Origin of the sequence: Polaribacter litorisediminis (assembly GCF_019968605.1) — a bacterium.
Taxonomy (GTDB): domain Bacteria; phylum Bacteroidota; class Bacteroidia; order Flavobacteriales; family Flavobacteriaceae; genus Polaribacter; species Polaribacter litorisediminis.
The window spans coordinates 3451677-3471701 of the sequence record NZ_CP082966.1; the positions used below are offsets into that span (position 1 = coordinate 3451677).

18 protein-coding genes, 1 tRNA gene and 3 pseudogenes are annotated in these 20025 nt (G+C 31.5%); 10 read left to right on the forward strand and 12 right to left on the reverse strand.

Translation table 11 applies throughout. From position 1 onward, the window contains the following. Nucleotides 1-14 precede the first annotated feature (14 nt). The 4 genes from K8354_RS14650 (at nt 15) to K8354_RS14665 (ending at nt 3330) form a co-directional block, all read left to right on the forward strand. Nucleotides 15-1550, forward strand: a complete 1536-nt coding sequence (locus tag K8354_RS14650) for a YifB family Mg chelatase-like AAA ATPase (RefSeq protein ID WP_223442006.1) — start codon at nt 15-17, stop codon at nt 1548-1550. Between the two features lie 251 nt (nt 1551-1801). Next, a complete protein-coding gene (locus tag K8354_RS14655) occupies nt 1802-2188 on the forward strand; it encodes a hypothetical protein (protein ID WP_223442010.1) in 387 nt (128 codons plus the stop codon). Between the two features lie 45 nt (nt 2189-2233). Then, entirely contained in the window at nt 2234-2683 is a 450-nt protein-coding gene (locus K8354_RS14660) for a hypothetical protein (RefSeq protein WP_223442013.1), read from the forward strand. A gap of 137 nt (nt 2684-2820) precedes the next feature. Then, entirely contained in the window at nt 2821-3330 is a 510-nt protein-coding gene (locus K8354_RS14665) for a hypothetical protein (protein ID WP_223442016.1), read from the forward strand. A 275-nt stretch (nt 3331-3605) separates the two neighbouring features. Here K8354_RS14665 and K8354_RS14670 read toward each other — a convergent pair whose 3' ends face one another. After that, nucleotides 3606-4439, reverse strand: a complete 834-nt coding sequence (locus K8354_RS14670; protein ID WP_223442019.1) for a DMT family transporter — start codon at nt 4437-4439, stop codon at nt 3606-3608. A gap of 383 nt (nt 4440-4822) precedes the next feature. Then, nucleotides 4823-6130: an adenosylhomocysteinase gene (gene ahcY, locus K8354_RS14675; protein WP_223442022.1), complete on the reverse strand. Its 1308-nt coding sequence runs from the start codon at nt 6128-6130 to the stop codon at nt 4823-4825. 62 nt (nt 6131-6192) lie between these two features. Here ahcY and K8354_RS14680 point away from each other — a divergent pair, with 62 nt between their 5' ends. From K8354_RS14680 to K8354_RS14695, 4 genes are all read left to right on the forward strand, one after another. Further along, nucleotides 6193-6819 carry a 4'-phosphopantetheinyl transferase family protein gene (locus K8354_RS14680; protein ID WP_223442032.1) on the forward strand — a complete coding sequence of 209 codons (627 nt, stop codon included), beginning with the start codon at nt 6193-6195 and terminating at the stop codon, nt 6817-6819. Nucleotides 6820-6947: 128 nt separating this feature from the next. Then, the gene (pnuC, locus tag K8354_RS14685) at nt 6948-7580 is read left to right on the forward strand and encodes a nicotinamide riboside transporter PnuC (protein WP_223442034.1); all 633 of its coding nucleotides are present in this window, start codon (nt 6948-6950) and stop codon (nt 7578-7580) included. After that, entirely contained in the window at nt 7541-8143 is a 603-nt protein-coding gene (locus K8354_RS14690) for an AAA family ATPase (RefSeq protein ID WP_223442037.1), read from the forward strand. Before pnuC ends, K8354_RS14690 begins: the two co-directional genes overlap by 40 nt. A 33-nt stretch (nt 8144-8176) precedes the next feature. Then, nucleotides 8177-9115 carry a phosphatase PAP2 family protein gene (locus K8354_RS14695; protein ID WP_223442040.1) on the forward strand — a complete coding sequence of 313 codons (939 nt, stop codon included), beginning with the start codon at nt 8177-8179 and terminating at the stop codon, nt 9113-9115. A 169-nt stretch (nt 9116-9284) separates the two neighbouring features. Here K8354_RS14695 and K8354_RS14700 read toward each other — a convergent pair. Together K8354_RS14700 and K8354_RS18630 are read right to left on the reverse strand one after the other, a co-directional pair. After that, nucleotides 9285-10121 (reverse strand): annotated as a pseudogene (locus tag K8354_RS14700) (serine hydrolase domain-containing protein). Continuing rightward, on the reverse strand, nt 10096-10413 hold the full coding sequence (locus K8354_RS18630; protein WP_254713025.1) for a serine hydrolase: 318 nt from the start codon (nt 10411-10413) through the stop codon (nt 10096-10098). Before K8354_RS18630 ends, K8354_RS14700 begins: the two are co-directional and overlap by 26 nt. Nucleotides 10414-10544: 131 nt before the next feature. Here K8354_RS18630 and K8354_RS18920 point away from each other — a divergent pair. Continuing rightward, a pseudogene (locus tag K8354_RS18920) lies at nt 10545-10678 on the forward strand (IS91 family transposase); the annotation flags it as partial. 263 nt (nt 10679-10941) lie between these two features. Here K8354_RS18920 and K8354_RS14705 read toward each other — a convergent pair. From K8354_RS14705 to K8354_RS14735, 7 genes and pseudogenes are all read right to left on the reverse strand, one after another. Beyond that, entirely contained in the window at nt 10942-11244 is a 303-nt protein-coding gene (locus K8354_RS14705) for a type II toxin-antitoxin system RelE/ParE family toxin (RefSeq protein WP_223442043.1), read from the reverse strand. Beyond that, nucleotides 11241-11483: a type II toxin-antitoxin system ParD family antitoxin gene (locus tag K8354_RS14710; protein WP_223442046.1), complete on the reverse strand. Its 243-nt coding sequence runs from the start codon at nt 11481-11483 to the stop codon at nt 11241-11243. The genes K8354_RS14705 and K8354_RS14710 overlap by 4 nt, the downstream gene beginning before the upstream one ends. A gap of 499 nt (nt 11484-11982) precedes the next feature. Beyond that, on the reverse strand, nt 11983-12822 hold the full coding sequence (dinD, locus tag K8354_RS14715) for a DNA damage-inducible protein D (protein ID WP_223442049.1): 840 nt from the start codon (nt 12820-12822) through the stop codon (nt 11983-11985). A gap of 190 nt (nt 12823-13012) precedes the next feature. Next, complete coding sequence (locus tag K8354_RS14720; protein ID WP_223442053.1) at nt 13013-14497, reverse strand: alpha/beta hydrolase; 1485 nt, start codon at nt 14495-14497, stop codon at nt 13013-13015. 21 nt (nt 14498-14518) lie between these two features. Further along, a complete protein-coding gene (locus K8354_RS14725) occupies nt 14519-15184 on the reverse strand; it encodes a helix-turn-helix domain-containing protein (RefSeq protein ID WP_223442056.1) in 666 nt (221 codons plus the stop codon). 184 nt (nt 15185-15368) lie between these two features. Continuing rightward, nucleotides 15369-15650: pseudogene (locus tag K8354_RS14730) on the reverse strand (tyrosine-type recombinase/integrase); the annotation flags it as partial. 325 nt (nt 15651-15975) lie between these two features. Beyond that, a tRNA-Gln gene (locus K8354_RS14735) sits at nt 15976-16047 on the reverse strand. Between the two features lie 171 nt (nt 16048-16218). Here K8354_RS14735 and K8354_RS14740 point away from each other — a divergent pair. Continuing rightward, entirely contained in the window at nt 16219-19335 is a 3117-nt protein-coding gene (locus tag K8354_RS14740; RefSeq protein ID WP_223442060.1) for a glycosyltransferase family 117 protein, read from the forward strand. Nucleotides 19336-19649: 314 nt separating this feature from the next. Here the strand turns inward: K8354_RS14740 and K8354_RS14745 are convergent, their stop codons facing one another. Further along, nucleotides 19650-19943: a thioredoxin family protein gene (locus K8354_RS14745; protein WP_223442066.1), complete on the reverse strand. Its 294-nt coding sequence runs from the start codon at nt 19941-19943 to the stop codon at nt 19650-19652. Nucleotides 19944-20025 lie beyond the last annotated feature (82 nt).

The window sequence follows — 20025 nt, forward strand, 5'->3', positions numbered from 1 at the left end:
CTTTAACAAAAAAAATGCTTGTAAAAGTTTACGGCTCTGCTGTTTTTGGAATTGAAGCGACTACAATTATTGTTGAAGTTAACATTGATAAAGGAATTGGCTACCATTTGGTAGGCTTACCAGACAAAGCTGTAAGCGAAAGTTCGTATCGAATTTCTGCAGCTTTAAATAATAACAACTACAAACTTCCCGGAAAAAAAATTATTATTAATATGGCACCTGCCGATATTAGAAAAGAAGGTGCGTCTTATGATTTAACCTTGGCTATGGGGATTCTTGCAGCCTCAGGTCAAATTCAATCAGAAAATATTGATCAATACATTATGATGGGAGAACTTTCTTTAGACGGAAGCTTGCAACCTATAAGAGGTGTTTTGCCAATGGCGATAAAAGCCAGAGAGGAAGGTTTTAAATATTTTATTTTACCAAAAGAAAACGCCAAAGAAGCTGCCATTGTAGATAATTTAACTGTTTTAGGCGTAGAAAATATTTTAGAAGTAATCCATCATTTTAGTGGTGAGACAAAAATTGAACCAACAATTGTAGATACAAGGGCAGAGTTTTATAAAAACATCGACTTTCCAGAATTTGATTTTTCGGATGTAAAAGGACAAGAATCTATAAAACGTTGTATGGAAATTGCCGCTGCTGGCGGACATAATATTATTTTAATTGGTCCTCCAGGTTCTGGGAAAACCATGTTAGCAAAAAGATTGCCCAGTATTTTACCTCCAATGACTTTGCATGAGGCTTTAGAAACTACCAAAATTCATTCTGTAGTTGGTAAAACTAAAAATAATGGACTGTTATATCAAAGACCTTTTAGAAGTCCGCATCACACAATTTCTAATGTTGCTTTAGTAGGTGGCGGTCAATACCCAAGACCTGGAGAAATTTCACTTTCTCATAATGGTGTGCTCTTTTTAGATGAGTTGCCAGAGTTTAAACGAGAAGTTCTAGAAGTAATGCGCCAACCTTTAGAAGATAGAGATGTTACGATTTCTAGAGCAAAATTTACGGTTACCTATCCCTGCAGCTTTATGTTAGTGGCGAGTATGAATCCAAGTCCGAGTGGTTTTTTTAACGATCCAAATTCGCCAATGACCTCCTCTCCACAAGAAATGCAGCGTTATTTGAGTAAAATATCAGGACCTTTATTAGACAGGATTGATATCCATATCGAGGTTACGCCTGTCCCGTTTGAAAAATTATCCGAAGAAAGAAAAGGAGAATCCTCTGTTGACATCAGAAAACGTGTCACAGCCGCAAGAGAAATTCAATCTGAACGTTTTAAAGATTCCGAAAACATTCATTACAATGCACAAATGACTGTAAAACAAATTCGTGCATATTGTAAATTATCTCCTGAAAGTTTATCACTCTTAAAAACTGCCATGGAAAAATTAAACCTTTCTGCAAGAGCTTATGACAGAATTTTAAAAGTTTCTAGAACCATTGCCGATTTAGCAAATATTAAAGATATTTCTCCAGATCATATCGCCGAAGCCATACAATATAGAAGTTTAGATCGAGATGGTTGGCTAGGATAATACTTGTTTTTGTTGAAGATTACAGTAATTTAAAATGATAAATGGTATCAACTTATCTCCATATTTAATTCTATACTTGCATAAAAAAGTATCCTTTAAAACGAATAAAGAAGACTAAAATTCAGGATTTTTGTACTTTTCTATAAATAGCTTAAGAAATTTAGTATCGCATTTTATCGCAATTACTGATATATATCATAATTTACCTCCTACATCTGCCCTACCTTGCTGCTTTATAATAAATTAAGATCATGGATATTTCTTTATTCTTATTAAAATTTTGGGGATGGTACTGTGTTATTTTCTTTTTTGTTTTGACATTTAATCCTAAAAGAACAAGACAAATTATTGAAGATTTAAAAGATCAGAAATTTACAATTCTTATTTCATTTTTAGCAATTATAATTGGCTTACTAAATGTATTATCTCATAACATTTGGGAACCCCATATTTCGCTTTTAGTAACTCTTTTTGGTTGGTTAGCCCTTATTCTGGGAGTAGCCTTGTTTACGTTTCCTAAAATAATGGTAAAATGGATTACAATCTTCAATATTAAGTTTATACAGGTTTTGTATGTACTGCTTTTTTTTGTGGGATTATTTTTGTTAAACGACGCTTATGGCATAGTTCTCTATTAAAATTAAATATTATAACAACATAAAATTAATCTAAAAAATAATCACATGAAAAATCAAAAATGGCATATAAAATATCTTAAATGGTTTTCTGCGGATGAAATATATGAAACCTCTAAAAACTGGAATTCAGAGTTGTACTTCATAAAAGATGAGCAACATTTTTTTCAACATCTTTTTCATCAATTTGCTGCAAGTTTTATAAAATCTAAAGAGCTTTTTAAAATTAAAAGAATTCTATATGATTTAACCGAACTACAAGAAGAGTGCACTATTTTAATTTGGATTATTTCTAAACACGTCAATAATTTAAATTTATTAATAGATGATGTAAATCAAATAAGAGAGGAAAAAATTTATAAAGAAACGCACCAACAAATATTTGAAGCAATGGATGATTTTCTTTTGAAACATAAAGAGTTTAAAAAAACCCTCTTTAAAATGGTTACAGATGATTTAAAATCATCCCCAGAAAAAATAAGACTAGCGCAACAATAATGAAACAAAAATTAAGCACTATTTTTTTATTTTTAGTCTGTTTAATCATGATACATTGCAGTAGTACAAAGCTTGTTAAGCAATGGAAAAATCCTGATATAAAGAGTCTTTATATATCTAAAGTTTTAATCGTTGGCATGACTCCTAATATTAATACCCGTAAAGAATTTGAATTACGACTTAAAAAAGAGTTTGAAGCCAGAGGCATTGAAGCTGTTATAAGTTTAGAAGTCTTTGAACCAAGTTTTACAGGTGAGAAAGTAAACGCTTTAGAGTTACAAACCATTGAAAATATTTTAGCAGCTAATTATTTTGATGCCATTTTATTTACCAAACTCATTGGTTCTGAAACAAAATTAGCGTACTCAAACACCTTTAAAAACAGTAAATATTTAAACCTTAAATTTAAAGAAGACTACTACGAACATCAAGAAATATTTTATAATCATAAATACTATGATAAATATAAGGTATACCACGCAGAAACCTCTTTATTTTGTATTTGTCCTACTAAAGATCGTGAATTGGTATGGAAAGGATATATCGATATTTCAAGTCCTACTTCTGCAGAAAAAAGCCTGAAAGATTATGTAAAGGTTTTAATTTCAGCTTTAGAGGAGCAACTTCTTCTGCCTAAAACTTTATAAAAAGTAAAACATATGAAATGTCTTTTTTTTTAGAAAATTGATATTTTTAAGTATTTATTTTTTGTACATTTTCTTAATAAATGACAAAAATACATATCATTAAATATCCAGCAACTACGTATTTAAATATCACCTTAAAACAACACTCCAGTATTTCAGATGAAAATTCCACTTATTTTTAAAGTGGATAAAACCTATGTAGCCATTAAAAATAGTACTAATACTAATTCTACATTTCAAAGAAATTAAAACAATAGGAACTACCTAATTTTTTGTCATCTACTTAAGTAAATATTATAAACCAATCCTATCAATATTAAAAAAACACCAAATAAAGTCCATAAATTATAAATTTCACCAAACCAAAAAGTCCCAATAAAAATCATAAAAACAACTTCTAAATACTTTAAAGGAGCAATGAGATTGGTTTCACGAGATTGCAGTGCTTTCGTCATATATAATTGCCCAACATAACCAAAAAAACCTAAACTTAATAAAAGCAACCATTCTACTAAATTAGGTGCTATCCAATTATTTATAGACATTATTCCGCCAAACAAGAATGCCATCATCATAAAATAATTAATGATGATTAATGGGTTTTCGGTATTGCCTATTTTACGAATCACGACAAAAATTATACCTAAAGAAATTGCAGATAAAAAGACTAAAATTAATCCAGTAGAATCCATATCTGTCCCAAATCCTTTAATAATTAGAACCCCCGTAAATGCAACCAGAAACAACAACCATTGCATCGGTTTTATTTTCTCTTTTAAAAAAATAAATGCAAAAATAGCTGCAAAAATTGGAGATGTATAGCGCATGGATACTGCGGTGCCTATAGATAAATAATTTAAAGATTGAAAAAAGCATGTTAACGAAACTACACCTGCAACCCCTCTTAAGAGTAACCATTTTTTATGGTTTCCGAAAAACGGTATTTTTTTTGCTATGATAAGCGGAATTGTAAAGAGCAAAGTCCCTATAGATCTAAAAAAAACAATTTGATACGCGCTAAAATTAGCTAAATATTTTACAATCCCATTCATGATAGCGAATGCGATGACACTTAAGATCATATAAAAAATTGCGGTTGAATTCTTCATTATAAGAAGCTTGGTTGTTTTAATTACTGCTAAAGTTTGGGCAAAAATAGCAATACTTAAAATAAGAAGATGCTTTTTTTTAGAATCTGAAACTCGCGTTAAGGATTGAACGGCCTGTTTGAAGTCTCACGGTTTTTCTCGAAAAGCGAGTGGCTATTTGACTTCGCTAAAAATAAATTTCAGTTTGTTAAAATGCCCAATTTCTTAATACAATTTTTAAATAAAAATTACTCGAAATAAAAACCCTCTCAAATTAATGAAAGGGTCTACTAATTTTATGATAAGATTCCTGCCAGAGTTTATCTTGAATGAAGTCCAAAAGTAGGAATGACAGAATAATTTAAGGTTTTTGGTAATTACCAAAACTACCAACCAAAAACTATTTAGTATCTATAATGCTCTGGCTTAAAAGGACCCGCTTGAGTTACACCAATATAATCTGCTTGGTCTTTGCTCAATTCTGTTAATTCCACACCAATTTTTGCCAAGTGTAAATACGCTACTTTTTCATCTAAATGTTTTGGCAACATATACACTTCGTTTTTGTATGCTTTTGCGTTGTTCCAAAGTTCCATTTGCGCCAAAGTTTGGTTTGTAAATGAGTTAGACATTACAAAACTTGGGTGCCCTGTTGCACATCCTAAATTTACCAAACGTCCTTCTGCCAATAAAATAATATCTTTTCCGTTGATATTGTATTTATCTACTTGTGGCTTAATCTCAACTTTTTCGCTGTTTGCATTTAAATAAGGAACATCAATTTCATTATCAAAATGACCAATATTTGCAACAATTACTTTGTCTTTCATGGCTTGGAAGTGCTCTGGACGAACAATTCCTTTGTTTCCTGTAGTGGTAATAATGATATCAGAATTTGCAACTACAGTTTCTAATTTCTTCACTTCAAACCCATCCATTGCAGCTTGTAATGCACAAATAGGGTCAATTTCTGTAACGGTAACTATAGAACCTGCACCTTTAAAAGAAGCGGCTGTACCTTTACCAACGTCTCCATAACCACAAACCGTTACACGTTTTCCTGCTAACATAATATCGGTTGCTCTACGAATTGCATCAACTGCAGATTCTTTACAACCATATTTATTATCGAATTTCGATTTTGTAACAGAATCGTTAATATTTATTGCTGGCATTGGCAATGTTCCGTTTTTAACACGCTCGTATAATCTGTGCACTCCAGTTGTTGTTTCTTCTGACAACCCGTTGATTCCTGCAGCCAATTCTGGATAACGATCTAAAACCATATTTGTTAAATCTCCACCATCATCTAAAATCATATTTAATGGCTTTTTGTCTTCACCAAAAAATAAAGTTTGCTCAATACACCAATCAAATTCCTCTTCATTCATTCCTTTCCAAGCATACACTGGGGTTCCTGTTGCAGCAATTGCAGCAGCGGCTTGGTCTTGAGTAGAAAAAATATTACAAGAACTCCAAGTTACTTCTGCTCCTAAAGCTTGTAAGGTTTCTATTAAAACAGCTGTTTGAATGGTCATATGTAAACATCCTGCAATTCTTGCACCTTTTAAAGGTTGTTCATCTCCATACTCTTCTCTTAAACTCATTAAACCAGGCATCTCTGCTTCTGCCAATTCAATTTCTTTTCTTCCCCAATCAGCTAAAGAAATATCTTTAACTTTAAATGGCACGTAAGCTGTTTTTGTACTCATATTATGTATATTTATGTTCTATTTTTAGCGATTGCAAAGTTACAACATAGAATTTAAAAAATATGGCTCTTTACAAAACATTAACTATCAGTTTATCTACCAAAGTTTTCATCTGGAAAATCGAAGAATCTTTAAACGAATTGCGTCAAGGAATCATTTTGACCACAAACAATTCAAAACGTTTAAACTCCATGAAATCTGAATTGCATCAAAAAGGATTTTTAAGTATTAGACATTTATTAAAAGAAACCGGCTATGCAGATGCCGATGTAGTCTACGATGAATTTGGTAAACCACATTTAAAAGACGGTAAATTTATTTCTATTACACATTCTTTTAACTTTACAGCTATTATTATTTCTGATGATTTACCTGTTGGTATTGACATTGAAAAACAACGTGAAAAAATTTTAAAAATTGCCCATAAATTTACGCCTTTTGAAGAGTATAAAACAATTGCAAATGTTGATGCTTTAATTAGCAAACTAACCATTGTTTGGGGAGCGAAAGAGAGTTTGTATAAAATTTATGGAAAGAAAAAACTGCGCTTCTTGCATCATATTTATATTGAAGATTTCAAGTTCTTGGATAAAAAAACCACTGGAGCTATTCGTTTTAACGGAGAGGAAGCTATGTACAATATTGAGTTTTTAGAGTTTGAAAACTTTACTTGCGTGTATGCTTATTAAAAAAGTTACAAAATATCAAGTTTAAAGTATACAGTTATAGCTTTCATAATCAGAGATATATTACAAGTTACTTTTTATCTATAACACGGAATAACTTCTTACTTTTGGAGCTTCAACATCAATAAAATATGTCAGAAACTTTTGATTTCTTTTTTGGTCAATATAAAGAATACTCAACCCTAGACACAGCACTTGAGATTATTGCCGTAATTTTTGGTTTTTTATCCGTTTGGTTTTCCAAACAAAATAAAATTTGGGTATTTCCAACAGGGATGATGAGCACCATCATCTTTGTGTATTTACTTTTAAAATGGCAGCTTTTAGGTGATATGATGATTAATGGTTACTATTTTATAATGAGTGTTTATGGCTGGTATATTTGGACGCGTAAGGTAGATGAAACACAGGTAACACCCATTTCTACGATCACAAAAAAAGAAAAATATATGGCTAGTTATATCTTTTTAGCAACCTTAATTTTTGTGTATTTAGTATATACCTATTTTGAAAAATGGACTTCTTGGGTTGCTTATGTAGATACTTTTACTACGGCTATTTTCTTTGTGGGGATGTGGCTTATGGCAAAACGAAAAGTAGAAAACTGGATCTTTTGGATTGTTGGAGACCTCATTTCTATACCTTTATATTTTTATAAAGGATTTACATTTACAAGTTTTCAATATTTAGGATTTACCTTTATCGCAATATTTGGCTATTTAACATGGAAAAAAAGCTTACACAAGACCCCATTAACCTCGTAAAAGTTGTTTTATTTGGACCAGAATCTACAGGGAAAACGACACTTTCTCGTCATTTAGCACGTCATTACAATACTGTTTGGGCGCCAGAATTTGCTCGAGACTATTTGCAAAAAAAATGGAATAATGAACGTAAAACTTGTGAAGCCGCAGATTTAATTCCGATTGCCATTGGGCAAATGAAATTAGAAAATAAATTAGCAAAAAAAGCTGATAAAATTCTAATTTGCGATACAGATTTACTAGAAACTAAAGTCTATTCAGAAGAATATTACGGAGGTTTTGTAGATAAAAAACTAGACAAAGCTGCCCAAGAAAACACCTACGATCTCTATCTTTTAACCTACATAGATACCCCTTGGGAAGAAGACGACTTGCGAGATAGACCTGGACAACGATTAGAAATGTTTCATGCTTTTGAGAACGCTTTAAAAAAACATAATAGACCGTATTTGCTCTTAAAAGATGATAAAAAAGTACGCCTAAAAACAGCAATCAAAGCAATTGATAAAATAATGTCTGAGAAGAAAAACCTTTATTTTTTCTCAAATAATTCTGATGATTAATTGTAATTTTACTTTAAAAATAAAAACGGATACATGAGATTTTTTATAAACTGCTTCCTACTTTTCTTTTCTTTAACGGTTTTGTCTCAAAATAACCTTCAAAAGAAAAATCATTTTCAAACTATTGGGTATGTTTTTAAAACTAGTTTTAACACTGTACCAAGCGATTTCGTTTTTTTAGGAAAAGAGGTTTCAGATGATTGGAAAAAGACAGGATTTTATGCTGCCGGTATTTTAGGATTGATAGCAACCGATAAAATCACAACAAAAGCTTGGCAAAATTATGTTGAACCCAATATAGATTATAGATTACCAAATATCACACCTGATTTTTTAAAAGGAACTAGAGAAAATTGGACTCAAGGTAGCAATGCTTATCTTACCTATCCTATTATCGGTTTGTATGTTGGTTCTCTACTTGGTAACAATGAAAAAGGTCAATTTGCCGGTTTAAATTCTCTTAAGGCCTTAGCATATTCTACGCTGGTAACACAGATTGCTTTAAAAACTATTTTTGGTAGAAACAGACCTTTCCGACCTTTAAATTCACAAACCGTAGATGGACGAAATAACATAAATCCGAATGAGTGGACAAATAATAATTGGGATTTTTTTAACGGAAGGAGAAATACAATTTTGTTTTCAGACCCAACAGGAACAGCATTGCCATCTATGCATGTAACTGCCTATTTTGCTTTGGCAAAAGTAATTCAGATGGAGTACGATAATTATTGGGTGCCGTATAGCATAATGACTGCTGTTTTTTTCCATAATGTAAAATCTCATAACCATTGGATTAGTGATATGGTTGTTGGCGGACTTGTTGGTACCTTAATAGGCCGATCTGTTGTAAGAAGCAGCTGGAAAGCAAGAGGTATTCTAGATAGAAAAAAGCAAAAAAAGATTTCCTTGAATTATACTCCGAGTTTCTCACCAGAATTTACGGGACTTAGAATTGTTGGTACTTTTTAACCGATGGCAATTAACCAATAATTCATGCTAAGTATTATTAAAAAAAGGTATAAAGCGATATCTTTAAAGAGATCAAACGAAAAAGCTAACCACTTTAATTTAGTCTCAAAAATAAGTTCTAAAAACACCGTTTTTTATCAAGGTAAAAGTATTTTGATTGTACCCGATTTTATTTCTTAATTAAATCCTTGAGTGTTTTGTTTACTATTTTACTTAATAATTTTGATGTCTTCGGTCCACTTTGATTCGTGATAACAGATATCCCTAAATTATATTTTGGATAAATGAATAACGAATTTTGAGTGCCACTTGTGCCACCGTGATGACTGTATGAAGTACCGTATTTATCCTTCCAAACTCGCCAATAATAAGCTATTTGCAAGGAACTAGGCACCTCATAAAGAGCTTTGTGAGATTCAGAAATTATTGGATTTTTACTATTTAATTGTAATTTGGCATATCTCAAAATATCCATAATTGTCATTTTCATTCCGCCTGCTGTTCCCCAAAGCGAATTGAACTGGTTAGGTGATTAGACTTCATTATCTATCCAATATCCACGGACTAGTTTTTTCTTCTGTGTTGAGTCTAATTTGATTCAAGTATTTATCATTTCGTATTTGCTAGAGAAACTTTCTTTTAGCAACTCGTCAATACTTTTTTGATAGACCGTTTCTAATATATAACCAATTAATTCAGCCCCTGCATTAGAATAAGAATAATTAGTTCCTGGTTCTGTTTTTATTGAGATAGTCTTTAAATCTTCCAAGAATTTTTCCTTAGCATAAGACTTTTCTAATTCCAAATATACTTCAGGTACGCTTTCATTTAATTTTTCAAATACACCATTCATATGCAATGGAAGAAACATGGGCAATCCACTCGTATGTGTAAGTAAGTTCTTTATGATAATTGGTTTGTCATTATATTCTAAATTCGAATAATCACCTTTTAAATATATCCTGATATCATCTTCCAATTTAATTTTTCCCCTCCAAGATAGCATTTGCTACAAGGTAACCTGTAATGGTTTTAGATACAGAACCTATTTCATAAATAGTTTCGTTGTTTGGTGAATTACCTTTACCCTTTACGATTTCTCCAAAATGCTCTGTGTAAAATTGATTGTCTTTATAGACGCCAACAGAAACAGAATTGATATTCTTGTTTTTTAAAAATCTAAGACCGTTTTTTTGAATAACTTTGAGAATAATGTCATTAAAATTATTTTCTTGAGAAAATGTATTTTCAAAAAAAACAATAGAAAAAAGGAATGTGAAGAATAAGGCGTATTTCATTTTTTTAGAATTCTTTCCTCAAAAATAAAGCCAAAATTCCAGTTTTGTGGAGTTAATTATTGAATTCTGAAGGTTTTTTTATCGAATGTTGGGTAACGTTATTCTTTAGTTTAAAAGAATATGTCTTGGTAGAAAAATCGGTACATCGTTGCTGCCCTAGTTGTAAAAAAGGAGTCTTAATCACGTTGTTAACATTCGATAGTAAAGACCCTATAAAAGATTCTAAAAAGGTAACCGACGTAAAACATTGAAATACAAACAGTAAAAAAATGCCAATGTGCCCATAAAGGATACTACTGCCTAAACTCAAAAAATGCCCCCTAAAATGCCATCTAAAAGGACTAAAAATTTAAAAAACGCATCATAAATAGCTCGAATGCAGCAGAAATATTAAAAACGCTCTCCTTCCCAATCACACTTCTTTAAAACCCAAACCGTCGTTTTCACCCTTATCCTTAGGAGCAGATCAGTCAACAAGACATATAACATTAGCCTATCAGCACGCTATATGCTTAGTTAAGGCGTTTTTTATTTCAGTCGTTTTTTAATATCCATTCTCTGATGCAAAATTCTAACGATTTCTACAATCTCATTTTCCACTTTTCTGTAAAAAATCAGATGCGATTTGATTTTCGTTACTCGATAGTTTTTTCGAGTTTGTTCTGCGGATTTTCCAAATAGATAGTTTTCCGCAATAAATTCAATCTCTCCGATTATTAAGTCATAATATCTATCAGCTTGTTCTTTAGACCATTTGTGAAAAGTATAAACCCAAATATCATTTAAATCATCAATAGCTTGTTTACTTATTTGATATTTGTTTTTACTCATAAGTGTTGGCGATGTAACTCAGACAGGTTTTGTTTCGGGTCAAAATTTTCAACAAATCCGCTATTTTCTCCAACTTCGAGAGCTTTAATCAATTCTCTTTCCTTTTTTTCTTCCCGTTCTAACAAACGTAATGCTGAACGAATTACTTCGCTAACCGAACCATATCTACCAGAATTTACTTCTTCTCTGATAAAGTCTTCAAAATGATTTCCAAGTGATATTGATGTATTTTTTCCCATTTTGGTTATAATTTTACTCAAATGTACCAAATATTGGTAACGTAACCAAATTGCACATAACTTGTTTGTGTAAGGAAATTTGCGTGGTTTAAGAACTAAAGCAAGTAAATAAAACCCGAACCAAGAAAAATCCACGAGGATTTTCGTAAGTTGGCAAAGAGAAAAAATCAAACTATTTTTAAAACGGAAAAATTATCAGACAGAGTTTAAATTACACTCCCAAATGGCAATGTGCCCATGCAGGATACTACTGCCTAAACTCAAAAAATGACACCTAAAATGCCATCTAGAAGGACTAAAAATTAAAAAAAGCGCATCATAAATAGCTTGTATGCAATAGAACTATTGAAAATACTCTACTTTCCCCAGTCACACTCCTTTTAAAACCCAAACCCAAACCGTCGTTTTACCCCTTATCCTTAGCAATGGATCAGTCAACAAGGCATATAGCGTTGGCCTATCGGCACGCCATATGCTTAGTTATTGTGTGTAGTGCATTTTAGTTTAATTTGTCTGGATTTTTCCCAAGTCTTTTCGGTTCAGAACTTACTCTTCTTTCAAGTTTTTTAATATCTTCTTCTGCGGGTAATTCCTCTGGTTTTATACCTCGTTTTAATAGAATGTTTCTGACTCCACGATTGTTTGTAATATGTTCTGCAGAAATTTGTCTTTCAGTTGAAAGTCCTTTTTCTTTTGTGTTGAAAACAGTTATTTCTGTTGCAAAATCTTTTGCTTTTATTGTTATGGTTGGCAAGAAGTCAGCAAGTGCTCTTCCTTTAGGTAATCCCAATTTGTTTTTCATCTGTTGGGTAGTTTTTCCAAATAAGGCTTGGTCACCTTTGCTTCTTATTAATCCAAAATTCCTATCGTTACCAGTTTGTTCGTAAATTAGTTCAGAAAGTTCTTTTTCTGATAATGTTAGTTTTTGTCTCGCCTGTAGTCTTTTCCAGTCTTTTATCCTTTTCTCAATTTCCTCAAATTTTCGAGTTTGTATAGCAAAGTAATTTTGAGCAAATGCTATTTGTTCTTTTCTTGGGTCTCCATTTTGAGCTATTAAGTAACAAGCGTATCTTGTCAACATAATATCATCAATTTTCCGTTGACTTCCAGAGCCTAGTTTAACCATTTTGTTGACGTCAACAAAATGGTCTAAAACTTCGTTACCACTTATCTCACAAGAGATTTTTGATTTAACAATTACTTTTTGGAAATTTCTCCATTCAGAATAGCCTAATAAGTGCTGTATGTCCCTAGCAAACCAAAATTCAATTCCATTTTCAGTCGTTTGAGAATGGTCCTCGAATGTATTTGATAATGATTTTATTACTTCTGATTTCATTTTATAAAAATACGAATTTTATATTAATTTTGAAGTTTTTTGAGCATTACCCACAACGGTATTGTGTATGGTTAGTTGCGTAGGCTAGGAACTAAGTTAGCAAAAGAAAACGAACCAGAGGAAATTGCGAAGGAATTTCCAAGTAGGCGATCACCAAGCAATTGACTATACACGTTGTTGTACGTAGTTTTTAAAAGTTTAGACTTCTGATAAATTCACTTGTAATTTTTGAAACTTCTGCAGAGTGTTTACCAAACCATATCCAATGGTCAGCATTCTTCACAGTATGAAACTGGATGTCATTTCCTAATTTTTTCATTTCTTTATGAAAAGATACTGCGATTTCATAAGGACAATTTCTATCTTTTTCTCCATGAATTAAAAGCATTTTAATAGGACTCTTTTTTAATAAATGGTTTGGTGAAATTTCTTTGGCTATTTCTTTATTTTCGTACTGTTCAGTAATCCATCTATTTTCTCTAGTTGTTAAATCATAAACTCCTGCATTTACTATGATAACATTAGGCACTGCATTTACTCGCAGATTATCTGTACTCTCATTCCAATTCTCAATAAGTGTTATTGCTAAAGATAAATGACCTCCAGCTGAATCTCCTGTGGCAATAATTTTATTAGAATCTATATTATATTTTTCCGCATTTTCTCTTATCCAGCGAATTGCAGATTTAGCATCTTTAACAGACTCAAAGGGGTAAGTATTATGCCTTCCTTTTATTCGATATTCAACAACAGCAACTACCCAGCCTTGTTTGGCGTATGATTCTGCTGTACTAAAAAACCAGTCAGGTTTCCCTTCAGACCAACTACCTCCATGAAATTTTACTATTGTAGGTCGCTTTCCTTTGAATTCCTCAGAATTTGGTATAAACAAATGCATATCTAATTTAAAACCATCTACTTCTTTATAGGTTTCTATAAGGTGATTATCTCTTCCCATTTTATGAGAATTATAAACTTTGCTAATACTTTTTTTATATTCAATTGTTTTACAAGAGGCAATAAAACTAGAATAAATTTTGTCTATATTTTTTATTCCAAAATTGTTAATATGGTAGTCTAGATATTTGTGTTTCCAAAAATCACTGATTTTACTATTGGTGAATATTTTGTCTATAACACTCCAGTCTGCTCGTAATTGCTGATTGTCTGATTTGCTAAAAACACCGCTTCCTAATTTTTTATCAGATTCAATTTGAATGTGTGAAGTTATATATTCTTTTAACTCTCTAGTTGAAAAAAAACTTGTGTCGTTAAAGATTTTTAAGTTCTGGTTCAGTTTAGATTGATTTGTTTTAGATAGGGAAATTTTTTCACCTGTATATCTTTTGTGAAGTTCAGGGTATTCTAAAATAAACTTGTCGAATACCAATTTAATTAATACAGTTTCCTCATTAAAGGTTTTCTTGTCCAATTTACTTTTATTATTGTCAAGATATTGAGTAAAGATGGACTGTAATGAATCTATCTTTTGTGTAAAATCATTTTGGTTTAGAATATATAATGGGTACTTATTTCCTTTAATAAAATTCGATATTGGTTTCGCAAATTCTAATTGTTCTTGCAAGTAGAGTTCTTTATTCTTTTCATAATCTGCATTTTCACAACTTTGTGTAAGTATTATTAAGGACAATATAAAGAATAGTTTTACTCTCATGTTTTTGTTTTTGGTAGTTTGTTAATCGCGAAATACATCATTTGTAATCAGCCATTTTCCATTTTTAAAATGCCATTCTGTAATACCTATTTGATTACTAACTTTTCCTTTGTATCTATAAGTGTTCTTGTATTTTTCTACAGCTATGGTGTCACTAACATTTATGGATATAGAATTATATTCAATTAATTCATAATCATTATTCACAATGTCATTCATCATTTGGCGAATTTGAATCTTTCCACATACTGAATTTAAAATACAAGCATTATCATTATATATTGTGAGTACTGAATCAACTTGTTTGTTGTTCATCCATTTTTTTATGTTTGATTGATTATTATGTATGATTTCAGTTACTTCTTTGGTTGATTGTTTATTAGAGTTAATGACAAGTTTGAAAATAAGAATAGAAACAATAGAAGTCGTTAAAAGTATAAGGATAGTTCTAACTACATTTTTTCTCGAATTATTTGAGTTTTCTGATTTTATTGAAGAACTAAAACCATCAAAATCCAGAACCTTAAAAATTAACTTAAGCGTATAACTTCTTGGTGTAACTTCTGTAGACTCTATTCTTTGAATAGTTCTTAAGCTTATATTGCACTTTTCAGCCAGTTCAGTTTGCGTTAATCCTTTATCAAGTCTTAACTCTAATATTTTTTTTCCTAATTGGGGTTGTTTCATTTCTTTGAAATTCGATGCAAGATTAAATCAATCTTTAATTTCTATCAAATTTAAGCAATGTATTTGATACGTCATTCATATGACATATAGCTTGGAAAGAGAGATGTAATGTGACTTTTGGAACTGGGATTAAATTACGTACAACAATTGTATATGAGCATTGTTGATATATCGCACATATGTTCTACGTTTTAAAACTAGTCTTTTCTAGTAAACTATCCAAAGTACTTTTTATGTTTTTTTTATTTATATGAATGGTTTTGGTATAGATTTCTGTTGTTTTTGGAGAGCTATGTCCTAACATATTTTGTAAATATCTTAAGTTTATATTGTCTTCAATGCAATGCGTGGCAAAAGAATGGCGAAGTGTATGCACGGTTGCCCAAGGATTGGAATCAGTTTCTTTTACGGCCTTTCTAGAGGTAGCCCGAACGCTAGTAGTGCTATACTTTCCTCCGGTCTGACCCTCAAAAAGCCACTAAGAGGGTTTTTCATTTTTATAATAGCTTCTCAATAGTTGTAAAAGATGATCAGATAAAATAGTCTTTCGATCTTTTTTGCCTTTACTATCTTTTATAAACAAGTTTTATTTTTTAAAAATCACTTCGTGAAAAGGTGGGTAAATTGCTATGAAAAAATTGATGATAGCCTTCCATATGCTCACTATCTTATTCTTTTATGCTATAAATTCTAGTAAGGAAATAAAATAATAATCAACACAAAAACCGACACAGGAAATGCCCTAAAAAGATAAAAGCAACTTATAATCAATAGATTAAAAGTTGCTTTTGTTGGCCTACAAGGACTCGAACCTTGAATGTCGGTACCAAAAACCGGTGTGTTACCAATTACACCATAGGCCAATGCTTTTATGCGGGTGCAAATTTAATCGAAAGTTTTAATTATACAAACATTTTTTAATAAATTTTATCTTTAACAAAATTTTATGAGGTGTTTTCTAAACAGAAAAAAAGGTATCACCTACTTTTTAGTATATTTATTAGTAAATTCGCCCACAGATTATTATCAATTTTATGACATCAGAAAACTTTAAAAAGTGGAATCTCATTTTAGGATGGGTAACATTTGCAATAGCTTTAATTACCTACACTTTAACGTTAGAGCCAACAGTAAGCGCATGGGATGTAGGTGAATACATAGCAACCTCTGTAAAACTAGAAGTTGGGCATCCGCCAGGAGCGCCTCTTTTTCAAATGTTGGGTGCATTTTTTGCTATGTTTACTACAGATAAAGCTGAAATTGGTAAAATGGTCAATTTTATGTCTGCTTTAGCTAGTGCATTTACCATACTTTTTATGTTTTGGACGATTACTAATTTAGCCTTAAAACTCTCTGCAAAAACAGGAAACATCTCTAAAGGAAAACGGATTGCTGTTTTAGGCAGTAGCTTAGTAGGTGCTTTAACATATACTTTTTCTGATAGTTTTTGGTTTAGTGCTGTAGAAGGCGAAGTATATGCAATGTCTTCTTTTTTAATGGCATTATTATTTTGGTTAGGTCTAAAGTGGGAAAGTGAAATGCATATGGCCAGAGGTCACAAATGGCTAGTTCTTATAAGTTTTGTGGTCGGTTTATCTTTCGGCGTTCACATTCTTTCTCTATTGGTAATTCCTGCCATTGTAATGTTATATTTCTTTAAAACATACAAAAATATCAACCTAAAAACAACTGCTATCGCTACAGTTATTTCTGTGTTTGTTTTATTATTAGTATTTAAATTCATCTTCCCTTTTACGCTAAAATTCTTTAGTGCGTCAGAATTGTTTTTTATCAATACTATTGGATTGCCTTATAATTCAGGAAGCATCATTGCCGCTATTATTTTAATTGCTTTATTTTATTTTGGATTAAACTACACCAGAAAAAAGAAAAAATTAACGGCAAACACGTTAATCCTTTCCTTATTATTTATCATGATTGGTTTTTCATCATGGTTAATGTTGCCGATTAGAGCCAATGCAAATACTACGATTAATGAAAACAATCCGTCAAGTGCACGTGAATTATTAGCCTATTATGAACGTGAACAGTATGGTGATGCCAATGTTTTTTATGATACCTATTATTCAAATACGTATAATAGAGAGCAAGATGCTAATAATCCCACCAGAGACGACAAACCAAAATACGAGCAAATAGACGGTAAATATGTAATTGTAAACAATTATAAAGATGTTTTACCAAATTGGTCGGACAAACACAAAGGGTTTATCCCAAGAATGGTGAATCCTGCTTCAGAAAAGATGTATAAGACTATTGCAGGAATCCCTGCCAATAGCAAGCGTAGACCCACTTTTGCTGAGAACATTAAGTTTATGATTAGCTATCAATTTGGGTATATGTATGGCCGTTATTTTATGTGGAATTTTGTTGGGCGCCAAAATGATATTCAAGGAAATTTAGATATTTTTAACGGGAACTGGCTAAGTGGAATTGATGTAGTTGATGAAGCAAGATTAGGCTCTCAAGACAAGCTTCCTTGGCAAGTTTTACTCAACAAAGGACGAAATACGTATTATTTTCTACCACTTTTATTGGGTCTTATTGGGTTGTTCTTTCAAATAAAATGGGATAAGCAAAACTTTTTTACGCTATTTCTCTTTTTTGCTTTTACAGGCTTTGCCATTATTTTCTATACAAACCCAAAACCTTTTGAACCAAGAGAACGTGACTATGCCGTTGTTGGGAGTTTCTACATTTTTGCCATTTGGGTAGGTTTCGGCGTACTTGCCTTATATGAATATTTAAAATACTTAGGATCAAGAAGAAAAATAGCACTCGGCATTACGTTAACGTGTTTACTAGCAGTACCTTCTTTAATGGCCTTTGAAAACTGGGACGACCATGATAGGTCTAACAGATACACAACACGATTAAATGCACAGGCATATTTAGAAAGTTGCGATCCCAACGCCATTATGTTTACCATTGGTGACAATGATACCTTCCCACTTTGGTATATGCAAGAGGTAGAAGGCATTAGAACCGATATAAAATTGGTAAATACGAGCCTCTTTCAAACAGATTGGTATATAGACCAAATGAAAAGAGCTAGTTACAAAGCGGCTCCTATTCCATCGCAATTAACGCATGATGAATACAAATACGGCACCTTAGATGTTGCTTATTATTTCGCTGAATTATTTCCTCAATTAAAAGATTCTGTACTTGAGTTAGATGATTATATGAAATGGATCCGTAGCGATAGTAAAAGAACTTTCTATGATTTAGATGATGATGGGAATCCGGAAAAAATATTACCAACAAATAAAATTAGAATTCCTGTTAACAAAGAAAATGTTCTAAAATATGGAATTGTAGCACAAAAAGATGCCGATAAAATTGTGCCTTATATTGATATTACTATTGATAGAGCGCTCGGAAAAAACACTATTTTAATGTTAGATATCTTAAATAATTTTAATTGGGAACGCCCTATATATTTTACAGGGGGCTCTAATGCCGATAGCGAATATATTTGGCTTAAAGATTATTTACAATTAGATGGTGTTGCGTTTAAATTGGTGCCGATTAGAACTCCTACTAAAATATACAACAAAAACGGACAGTTAGAAAGAGAGCTAACTTTGTTTGATATTGGTAGAATTGATCCAGAAAAAATGTATAAAAACATACAAAAATGGGACTGGAGGAATATTAACGACGGTAAAATTTATTTAGATGAACAAACCAAACGAAATGCAATTTCTTTACGAAATAGTTTGATGCGCTTATCTAAGGCTTTCGCCATAGAAGGAGACACCTTAAAAGCGATTGAAGTTTTAGATTTTTCTCTAGACAAGTTAGCCATCGAAGATTTTGATCACTACAGCCTATCCATGGATTACCCAGAAATGTATTACAAACTTGGGGAACAGGAAAAAGCAAGAGAAACTGCTGAAAACTTAATTCGTTTATTTAAGGAAAAGTTAGTATGGTTCAGTACTTTTTCTGTAACAGATTTCGATATGATTTTTGAGGAATTCGACATGACTTTTAGATACTTATACAAAGGTATTGTAGACCAAGTAAGGCAATATGATACAGATGAAAATTTTGTAAGAGAACTAGAAAATGAGTTTAATGATACCTTAACTTTATTTGAGCATATTATGCCTCAAGAAGAATAATAATACCCGTTATTGTTTGAAATTACTGAAAAAGAAAATGATTCTTTTTTCTTATAATACTAAAAAATAGCCTTAGTAATGGTTTCTTTTTTAGTTGAAATAGAAAAGAAAAGGCGCATTTCATAACGGTAATTTCGAGCAATAAATGGTCTAAGAATACGAATTTGGGTGTATTATTTGGATACAAAAAATTGAATTATTTTTTGATGAATTGAAGTTAAAAACAATTAAACAAATTTCTTTTCGGTACTTTTTTGATAAAAAGTAAAATCAAAAAGAAACGATTCATAGTAAGAAATAGAATAAAGTTGCTGTTAAGCGTATTGGTGTACGAGACCAATTAAAGTCTCCGCATCTTGAATACCTGTTTGGCGCCATTTCATTTCGCCATTTTTATAAATCATAAAAGTAGGATTTCCTTTTACACGCAAAGCATCTGCCAAAGTTTCATTTTTCTTAATATCTATTTTAATTACTTTAGCAGTATCCCCTAAAGCAGCAGCAACTTCTCTTAAAATAGCAAGACTATTTTCATCCTCATCCCAATCTGAATAAAAGTCAATTAAAACAAGGGTATCTGCACCAATCAATTCTCCAAATTTTTTCATAATACAATGTTTTTAAAAGGAAAAAATAAATTCTATATATTTCTTTAAAACAAATATAAGAAATCTTATTAAATAAGCTGAG